The 9176-nt window shown below is 52.7% G+C and carries 12 protein-coding genes; 6 read left to right on the top strand and 6 right to left on the bottom strand.

The genetic code is table 11. The features are described from left to right. Both INT22_RS21505 and INT22_RS18335 read left to right on the top strand, forming a co-directional pair. Positions 1 to 403: STAS domain-containing protein (locus INT22_RS21505; protein WP_226912889.1), on the top strand; the 403-nt coding region annotated here is incomplete at its 5' end. Between the two features lie 19 nt (positions 404 to 422). After that, positions 423 to 1280, top strand: coding sequence for a universal stress protein (locus INT22_RS18335; RefSeq protein WP_193068721.1), 858 nt, complete (start codon positions 423 to 425; stop codon positions 1278 to 1280). A 50-nt stretch (positions 1281 to 1330) separates the two neighbouring features. Here INT22_RS18335 and INT22_RS18340 read toward each other — a convergent pair whose 3' ends face one another. Genes INT22_RS18340 through crcB (INT22_RS18350) form a run of 3 tightly spaced genes read right to left on the bottom strand, consistent with a single transcriptional unit; the run spans position 1331 to position 3088 of the window. Beyond that, positions 1331 to 2305 (bottom strand): arsenic resistance protein, encoded by a 975-nt coding sequence (locus INT22_RS18340; protein ID WP_193068722.1) that lies wholly within the window; start codon positions 2303 to 2305, stop codon positions 1331 to 1333. A gap of 13 nt (positions 2306 to 2318) precedes the next feature. Continuing rightward, complete coding sequence (gene crcB / locus INT22_RS18345; RefSeq protein ID WP_193068723.1) at positions 2319 to 2705, bottom strand: fluoride efflux transporter CrcB; 387 nt, start codon at positions 2703 to 2705, stop codon at positions 2319 to 2321. Continuing rightward, entirely contained in the window at positions 2702 to 3088 is a 387-nt protein-coding gene (gene crcB / locus INT22_RS18350) for a fluoride efflux transporter CrcB (protein ID WP_193068724.1), read from the bottom strand. The genes crcB (INT22_RS18345) and crcB (INT22_RS18350) overlap by 4 nt, the downstream gene beginning before the upstream one ends. Before the next feature lie 169 nt (positions 3089 to 3257). Here crcB (INT22_RS18350) and INT22_RS18355 point away from each other — a divergent pair, with 169 nt between their 5' ends. Continuing rightward, positions 3258 to 4112, top strand: a complete 855-nt coding sequence (locus INT22_RS18355) for a universal stress protein (RefSeq protein WP_193068725.1) — start codon at positions 3258 to 3260, stop codon at positions 4110 to 4112. An 18-nt stretch (positions 4113 to 4130) separates the two neighbouring features. Continuing rightward, positions 4131 to 4490: a TraR/DksA family transcriptional regulator gene (locus INT22_RS18360; protein WP_193068726.1), complete on the top strand. Its 360-nt coding sequence runs from the start codon at positions 4131 to 4133 to the stop codon at positions 4488 to 4490. Here INT22_RS18360 and INT22_RS18365 read toward each other — a convergent pair. Further along, a complete protein-coding gene (locus INT22_RS18365) occupies positions 4477 to 6162 on the bottom strand; it encodes a 2-isopropylmalate synthase (protein WP_193068727.1) in 1686 nt (561 codons plus the stop codon). The genes INT22_RS18360 and INT22_RS18365 overlap by 14 nt on opposite strands. Before the next feature lie 218 nt (positions 6163 to 6380). Between INT22_RS18365 and INT22_RS18370 the strand changes: the two genes are divergently transcribed. After that, positions 6381 to 6866: an Lrp/AsnC family transcriptional regulator gene (locus INT22_RS18370; RefSeq protein WP_083006767.1), complete on the top strand. Its 486-nt coding sequence runs from the start codon at positions 6381 to 6383 to the stop codon at positions 6864 to 6866. Between the two features lie 71 nt (positions 6867 to 6937). Continuing rightward, complete coding sequence (locus tag INT22_RS18375; RefSeq protein WP_038477690.1) at positions 6938 to 7297, top strand: RidA family protein; 360 nt, start codon at positions 6938 to 6940, stop codon at positions 7295 to 7297. Positions 7298 to 7329: 32 nt separating this feature from the next. Here INT22_RS18375 and INT22_RS18380 read toward each other — a convergent pair whose 3' ends face one another. Then, on the bottom strand, positions 7330 to 8193 hold the full coding sequence (locus tag INT22_RS18380; RefSeq protein ID WP_038477687.1) for a MurR/RpiR family transcriptional regulator: 864 nt from the start codon (positions 8191 to 8193) through the stop codon (positions 7330 to 7332). A gap of 197 nt (positions 8194 to 8390) precedes the next feature. Next, the coding region (locus tag INT22_RS21510; RefSeq protein ID WP_226912890.1) for an aldehyde dehydrogenase family protein at positions 8391 to 9176 on the bottom strand (786 nt) is incomplete at its 5' end.

Genomic DNA, 9176 nt, shown 5'->3' on the forward strand with positions numbered 1-9176 from the left:
GACGCACAATTTAGCGATTGGTGTCTTTGTTGGTGTACTGCTGGCGGCGATGTTCTTTGCTAATAAAGTCGGCAACATCCTGTATATCGGCTCGAAAGAAGTAGAGGCCGGTAAAGAGCGTGAATACCAAGTGGTTGGCCAAGTGTTCTTTGCCTCTTCTGAGCGTTTTATTGCGGCCTTCGATCTTAAAGAGAGCATCGATAAGGTCACCATCAACCTTTCCCGTGCCCACTTCTGGGATATTACCGCTGTTCAAGCACTGGACCGCGTGGTGATTAAGTTCCGTCGTGAAGGAACTGAGGTGGAGCTGGTGGGCTTGAGTGAAGCCAGTGCCACCGTGGTAGATCGTTACGCGGTACACAACGACCCAGAAGCGGTTGAAAAGCTAATGGGCGGTCACTAACCACCGCAAGGAGAGCGATATGACTGAACACGTACTCGCCGCGATTGACGGCTCCCAGTATGCAGAAAGCGTCTGTGACTACGCCGCTTGGGCAAGCTTGGCATTAAATGCGCCGCTTAGCTTTGTGCATGTGGTGGATAATCATTCTGATGTGCCAGCAGAGCAAAATTTGTCGGGTAACCTAAAATTTGGTGCCCGCGAGCGCTTGATGAAAGAGCTTTCTGAGCTTGATGAACAGCGCGCTAAGGTAAACCGTGAACAAGGCAAGCTCATGCTGGAAGCGGCCAAGGCACGGGCAGTAGAAGATGGGGTCGCTGATCCCATTATTCGCCAGCTTAACGGCACGCTGGTCGAAACCTTGGTAGAGCTAGAGAAAGACATACGTTTGTTGGTGGTAGGCAAGCGTGGTGAAACCGCTCACCACGCTAGCGGCCACCTAGGTTCTAACCTTGAGCGTGTGGTGCGTGAAATGCATCGCCCAATTCTCATGGTGCCCAAAGCCTTTAAGCAGCCTGAAAGGGTGCTGATTGCGTTTGATTGTAGCAAAACTGCCCGTAAAGGGGTGGAAATGCTGGCACGCTCGCCGTTATTTGCAGGTACCGAATGCCATGTGCTGATTGTGGGTGCTGAAACCGCTGAGCATCGCAGCGAGCTTGATTGGGCGTTGACTACGCTACGTGATGCTGGCCACCAAGCCGAAGGCGCCATCCGTTCCGGTGAGGTAGACGACACCTTGCAAGCGTACGAGCAGGAGCATGCGATCGACCTTCTAGTGATGGGCGCTTATGGCCACTCGCGTATTCGCCACTTGCTGGTCGGCAGTACCACCACAGCGATGTTACGCGGTAGCCGAATTCCGGTACTGATATTGCGTTAATCAATACGTACACTTTAACGCCGGTCACCACGCTAAGGGGCCGGCGTTTTTTATAGCTGGCTCAGAATTAGCTTGCCGGGCACCCAGCGTATCAACGCTATCATGCCAAATAACTCCACTAGCGATTGAAAAACAATAACGACTACCGCGGCTTGCCATCCATTGGGCAGGGTAAGCGCAATGGGCAACATGACAAACGAATTGCGCGTGCCAAAACTAAAGGCAAGTGTTCGGGCGCTGGCAGGCGGTAGTTTGAATAGGCTGCCTAACGTTTTACCCAACAACCCAGCGATGACTAAAAAGCCAATAAAGATAAACACAACCTGCCACAGCACATGGCTAAGCCCTAGCACGCTATTCACCTGCGACGCGGCAATGACTAGCACTACCAGCGCAAGTAGCGGTATTGGTAGATAGCCAAGATACCCAGAGGCTTGGTTAATGACATGGTAGCGCTGGGCAGCTAATTCCGTCAGCCATGCCAATCCCAAAGGAAGCATGATTAAGCCAGCAAATGCGCTGAGAAGGTTGGTAGAAAAGGTTAACTGAAACCACTCGCCGCCTAAAAATAGCCACAAATAAACGGGCAATGCGACCATTTGGATGAGCAGCAGCAGTGGCGTTGCCGCAACAGCGCGGGCGGCATCGCCTTTGCCTAAGTGCGTGAAAGTAATAAACCAGTCTGTGCAGGGCATCAGTAGCACTAGCAAAACACCAGCCATCACCGGTGGGGGAAGTGGTAGCCCCACTACTAAAAGACCTAGCACCAACACCCCCAGTAGCGCAGGAATGATAATGAAGTTGCCAATCAGCAGCGCTGCCATAAAGCCTTTATCGATAACGCTTTGCTTGATATGTAATAGCGGTATCTGAGTAAAGGTGGCGTAGAGCAGTATGCCGAGGAGCGGCCATAGCAGCTGCTCAAGTGATGACGCTAGTAAGGGAGCTATCAGACCCAACGTAAGCCCTAAGCAGATAAACCCTAGGTAAAGCCAGGACTGCTGTCGCTCTAACTGCTCGCGCATAAAATACCTACGGTTATAGACGAGAAAGCGCTATGCGTTCTCCTAGCCAGGCCGCCAGTAACCAAAGCGGTAGGCTGATAAGTACATAAAGCAGCGCTAGCCCAGAAAGCCCCTGTTGAATAAGGTGCAATGTTTCCAGGCTAAAGAGTGAAAACGTGGTAAAACCGCCACAAAAACCGGCCACTAACAGCGGCTGCCAGTGCGCAAGCTTGCCGTTCGGAAAACGTGAGGAGGTAGCGGCAATCCAACCGATGATCCCAGAACCCAGCACGTTAACCAGCAGCGTGCCCCAGGGGAAATAGCCACCAAATGCTGCCAAAGACACGAGAGATACCCCGTAGCGAAGGGCACTGCCAAGCCCGCTACCAATCCCGACGGCTAGGTAAGCTCGCCAGTTCATAGCAACAACCCCTTAGCTAACAGCCAACCGAGCATGGCCATCACCATGCCGAGCACTAGGGTAGCGGCAATATTTAAGGCGGCACGCAGCGCTTGGCCACTTTGCCATAGCTCAATAGTTTGTAAGCTAAATGAAGAAACGGTGGTGTAGCCACCTAGCAAGCCTGCAACAGTAAATAGCCACAGCGGCTGTGTGGTTGGCACGCCGTAGTAACCAAGAAGTCCGCCCGCTATAAACGCACCGCTGGCATTCACCAGTAAGGTACCCCAGGGGAAGGTTTTGCCCAGCAGGTGGGCCATAAGGTTAGAAACGGCATAGCGACCCATGCCGCCCAATGCGCCGCCAAGTGCTACCAGTAGCATGCTCGCGATACCATGCCCCATCGTAACTCCTTTAACTGGCCGCGTTGATAGGCTGCTAAGTGTACCACCTACCCTATAACGATAGGGGTGAACACAAAGAACGCGTTAAGGTGTCGCTGGTCAATAAGTTCGTGTAAAAAAGAGTGAGAATAATAAAAATCTTAACGCATCCGCTCAAGGAGTCGCTTTTATGTCTGATCGCGTGTTCGCCGCTATTGATGGGTCTCAGTATTCAGAAAGTATCTGTGATTATGCTGTCTGGGCCGCCAAGGCACTTGGTGCGCCATTAAGCTTTATTCATACCCTGGATAACCACGCCCAGGTGGCAGAGCCTGATCTAACCGGTAATTTAGGTTTAGGGACCCGAGAGCATCTGCTTGAAAAGCTTTCTGATATTGAAGAACAGCGCGCGAAAGTTGCCCGTGAGCAGGGGCGCTATATGCTCGATGCGGCAAAAGCACGTGCAATCGAAGCTGGTATTACTGATCCACTCTGCCTTCAGCGTAACGGAACGTTGGTAGAGACCTTGGTTGAGAACGAAAAGGAGATGCGCTTACTGGTACTAGGCAAGCGTGGCGAAACTGCGCATCAAACCAGTGGCCATCTCGGCTCTAACCTTGAACGCGTTGTGCGTGAGATGCATCGCCCACTATTGATGGTGCCTAAGCAGTTTACGCAGCCGAAAAACGTGATGATGGCGTTTGATGGCAGCAAAACGGCTCGCAAAGGCATTGAGATGCTGGCCAAAAGCCCGCTCTTTGCAGGTGCTGCCTGCCATGTCGTGATCGTGGGTGCTGAGACGGCAGAAAATCGATCACAGCTTGAGTGGGCAATCGATGTCCTTGAGTCTGCAGGCCACCACGCTGAAGGCGCAATTCGCGCTGGCGAAGTGGAAGCAACCTTGCGCGCTTACAAGCAGGAGCACGGTATTGACCTGTTGGTCATGGGTGCCTATGGCCATTCGCGTATTCGTCACTTGCTGGTAGGCAGTACGACGACCGCCATGCTACGCAATGCCCATTTGCCGGTGCTGATTCTGCGCTGAGGCCACTAGGAGACGCAGATGAACCACCCTGAGGTAGACATAGTCGCGATACGCCAAAAGCTGTTAGCACTAGAGGTTTCTTTGCGAGAAGAGAGCATTGAAAGCGCGTCTTCAAGAGAGACGGTGGTACTTGATCAAACGTCGGTAGGGCGGCTGTCACGTATGGATGCGCTGCAGGGTCAAGCCATGGCAAAGGCAGAAGAGCAGCGCCGCCAAATGACGCTTAAGCGTATCAGCGGCGCCTTGCAGCGTATTGAGCAAGAGAACTTTGGCGAGTGCATCGAGTGTGGCGAATGGATTGGTGCCAAACGCCTCACCTGGGACCCGCTAGTGCTGAAATGTATCGAATGTGCTGAGCAAGCGCTTAGGCCTCAATAGCAGCGTCTTTCTGCTGATGCTGCTTGGTGGCCTGCGCCATATTAATGCCTGACAGCAGCGCCTTCAGCGATGCGCTAACGGTGTCACTATCTTCGGCCACAGCGCAAAGTCGTTGTCCATCAATATTCAGCTGCACAAAGGCAATCGCATTGGCTTCGCTGTCGCCACCCAAGGAGTGCTCACTGTAGTCAATAATGGCTACATGGCTGCCCGAATGCTTCTTCCAGGCATCAGTGAAGGATGACATGGCGCCGTTGCCGGTACCTGACAAGCGCAGTGTTTCAGAGCCTTGCCAAAGGGTTATTTCTATTCCCTCGTGCTGGCCTTTTGATAGCCGGTAATCGGCCAATGCCAGTGGCGCATCCTGAGTGAAATTATCAAACATCACTTGGCGAATGATTTCACTGGAAAGCTCGCCGTTGCGGCGCTCGCTCTCTTGTTGCACGTAAGGAGCAAGGGCCAGCATCATCCAACGCGGTAAATTAATGCCGTAGTCTCGCTCCAACAAAAAGGCCATGCCGCCTTTGCCAGATTGACTATTCACCCGGATAACGGCTTGGTAGTCGCGGCCAATATCATGCGGGTCAATGGGTAGGTAAGCCACTTGCCACGGCTCGTCGGGCTTTTGATGCTTGAGGGATTTACGAATAGCATCCTGGTGGCTGCCAGAAAACGCGGTATACACCATCTCGCCGACCCAGGGATGGCGCGGATGCATAGTAATACCAGTACACTCATGCACCACCTGAACGATCTCGTCCGGGTTAGAAAGATCCAGCTGCGGGTCGATGCCTTGGCTGTACAGGTTCATCGCCAAGGTGACAATATCCATATTGCCGGTGCGCTCGCCGTTACCCAGTAACGTGCCTTCGACGCGGTCAGCTCCCGCCAACAGTGCCAATTCTGCTGAGGCGACTGCGCCACCGCGGTCGTTGTGGGTATGTACCGAAATAATCACGCTGTCGCGACGGCTAATGTGCTGGCAAAAGTATTCAATCTGGTCAGCATGATGATGCGGTCCCGCAACTTCTACCGTGGTGGGCAAGTTGAGGATGCATTTGTTGTCAGGCGTTGGCTGCCAGACATCCATCACGGCTTCGCAGATGGCCAGTGAAAAATCGATTTCAGTGCTAGAGAAGCTTTCCGGCGAATATTGGAAACGCCAGTCAGCATCTGGGTGTTGGGCAGCATAGGTCTTCACCCAGGTAGCGCCTTGCACGGCAATATCGGTAATGCCATCTCTATCCATCTCAAACACCCGCTCGCGCTGGATGGTCGAAGTGGAGTTATACAGGTGAATAATGGCGCGCTTGACGCCCGTCAGCGATGCAAAGGTTTTCTCGATTAAGTGTTCACGGCACTGCACGAGTACCGCAATAGTGACATCGTCTGGAATTTGGTCTTCTTCAATTAGCCAGCGGACAAAGTCGTAGTCTGGTTGGCTAGCCGAGGGAAAGCCCACCATCACTTCTTTAATACCCACTTTAATAATCTGCTGCCAAAAGCGCTGCTTTTGCTCAACCGTCATCGGCTCTAATAGCGCCTGATTGCCATCGCGTAGGTCTTCACTTAGCCAAATGGGCGCTTGAGTTAGGTCGCGGTCAGGCCATTGGCGGTTGAACGCGGGAACACGCGGAGCAGGGCGGTATTTGCGATGATCAAAAGCAGACATGGTGAGTTTCCTGAAGGCAGTGAGTTAGTTGGGCGGCCGCTTGTGGCGTAAGCCGCGTTAACAGGTGTCTGGGTAAGACACCGTGTAGGGACTGCTTGTGACAGTCAATACAGTTTACTTGAAGTAAGGCGAAAGGTTATTGCGAAAATATGGTTTTATCGCCAATAATTGGCAATAAATGTCGTATTGTTATTTTTTATTGGTAGGAGCTGCTTGTTATGCCTGTCGTGCCGCTTGAACTTGATCGTTTTGATCGCCACATTCTGAATGTGTTACAGCAGGAAGGGCGGATTAGTAACCAGGAGTTAGCCGAGCGCATTGGGCTTTCCCCTTCACCTTGCTTGCGCCGGGTGCGTGCGCTAGAGGAGCACGGCTTAATTACCCAATATCGGGCCGATGTTGATGCGCGGCAGCTAGGCTATCAACTGATGGTGTTGCTGCACATTTCAATGGATCAACATACTCCCGAACGGTTTGATAACTTCGAACGTCATATTCGTAAAATTCCCAACGTGATTGAGTGTTTGATTATCACCGGCCAAGCGGCAGATTTTCAGCTCAAGATACTGGTTCGTGATATGGACGATTATCAGCACCTTTTACTGCACGTGATCAACCGTATTGAAGGCGTCACCGGAGCCCACACCAGCTTTGTTTTGCGACGAGTCTTTGAGCATCGCCCCGTGCCTACGGAGCGCGCTTGATTAAGAAGGCATAGGCAACGAAGCGGTGGCGGTTTACACTGCTTTTTTTGTCTTACCCAGGAGATTGAACCATGACAATTCAGCGCCATGATACAAAAGCCCGTATGAGCCGTGCCGTTATTCATCAAGGTGTGGCCTATTTGTGTGGTCAGGTAAGCGGTCCTGAAGCGCGCCACGAAGGAATTAAGGAGCAAACCGAGAGTATGCTGGCAAGGGTCGATGCCTTGCTAAAAGAAATTGGCTCCAGCCGCGAGCAGCTACTGAGCGCGACCATCTACCTTAAAGACGGTAATGATTTTGCTGCAATGAACGAGGTGTGGGATGCCTGGGTGCCCGAAGGCTATGCACCGGCACGCACCTGTGTATGCGCGCCGCTGCCTGCTGATGAGTTAAAAGTAGAAATTACCGTTACCACTGCCGTCAGCAGTTAAAGGGCCCGTATCAGCGATAGCTGTCTTACTGATTACTTACCTGCCTTTTCCACAGGAAAGCGGGTATCGCGCAGGCTATCTTTGATTTTCTTCAGGTGCGGTAGGAAGTCTTCGCCGCGCCTGAGTGTAACCCCAGTGGCTAAGGCATCGATCAGCGTTAGTTGAATCATCCGCGAGGTCATGGGCATATAGTGGTCGGTGTCCTCGGGGGTGGCGACTTCGAGAGTCGAGGTACATTCTAAGGAAAGCGGTGAGTTCGGGGCGGTGATCCCCAGCACCACGGCGCCTGCTTCGCGAGCAACGCGTGCGATATCGACCAGTTCTCTGGTGCGGCCTGTGTACGAGATAATCACCACTACGTCACCGGTATGACAGGCGGCAGCCACCATGCGCTGCATCAGCACATCTACATAGGCCATGACGGGCAAGTTAAAGCGGAAGAATTTGTGCTGGGCATCCTGGGCGACGGCACCTGAGGCACCTAAGCCAAAGAAATGGATCTGTTTTGCTTGAGTAAGATAATCAACCATGCGCTCAACAGCGGCCATATCGACCTCGCGCTGGGCTTCGTCCAGGGCGGCAATCGTCGCGCCAAAAATCTTATGGGTATACTGCGTTGCTGTATCGCCAGGCTCGACAGCGCGCGTCACATAGGGCGTTCCGCCTGCGAGGCTTTGGGCAAGTTTGATTTTAAAATCGGGGTAGCCTTTGGCGCCGAAGTTGCGGCAGAACCGATTGACCGTGGGCTCGCTGACGCTGGCCGCTTGGGCAAGGCTTGCAATGCTCAAGCTGGTGGCTACTGCTGGGTCCTCCAGGATGACATTGGCAACTTTGCGTTCTGAGCGGTTTAATTCTTCTAAGCGTTCGCGTAAGCGGTCAAGCAGGTCATGCGCCATCAATAGCCTCCATGGCAATGTTTTTTTGAACGTTGGGTGCCCAATTCGTTACACCAGGTAAAAAAGCGTTGGCTAAAAGAATATCACCACTCGCTTCGGCTAGGGGAATAAACTCCGTCGCTAAACGATTGCCTAGCCTTGTTTAGCCTCCGGGTAAGGAGGCTTCGAAACCGATGGTAGGCTGTTATTCATCAGCTTTAGCCAATCCTGAGTAATTTTAATAGCCAGCGTTTATAAGGCGGCCTTATCAGTGCGCTAGAGGCCCGTTTTGATTGATAAAAAATACCTCGTAAATGGCTGAATCGTTCAAAACCGTGGCGACCGTGATAAGCCCCCATGCCGCTTTCACCAACGCCACCAAAGGGCAGCGCGGGAACCGCGTGATGGAGCAGCGTTTCGTTAAATACCAGCGCACCAGAGCGAGTGGTGTGACGCAAGGTTGTTTGCAGCAACTTATTGTCGGTGAAGGCATAAAGTGCCAGTGGGTGAGGCCGGGTATTCACAAAGGTAATCGCGTCGTCGATGTTTTTAACGCTGATAAGCGGTAGTGCACGGCCAAAAATTTCCTCTTGCATCAGCTCAAGGTTTTGGGTTGGATCAATAACGAGCGCTGGTGCGTGTTGCCCGATATCGATGATGCGGCAGCCGTGATCTCTCGCTTGTGCTATCAGCCGTTCACTGCGTTTCTGATGGTGGGGGCTGACAAAGCCCGTGGCCTCTTTATCGCTGGGGCGCTGCTGTTCGATAGCTCGACTTAGCGCCTGAATAAGGGCTTCCAGATGGCGGCTTTCTACGAGCACATAATCCGGCGCAATGCAGGTCTGGCCAGCATTCATTCCCTTGCCAAATATAATTGAGGCGGCCGCACGATCCAGATCAGCATCACTCGCCACGATAGCGGGTGATTTACCACCTAGTTCAAGCGTCACTGGGGTTAACTGCTCGGCAGCGGCACGTGCAACTTGGCGGCCCACCGCCGTCGA

The sequence above is a fragment of the Halomonas sp. 3D7M genome, assembly GCF_014897885.1.
Taxonomy (GTDB): Bacteria; Pseudomonadota; Gammaproteobacteria; order Pseudomonadales; family Halomonadaceae; genus Vreelandella.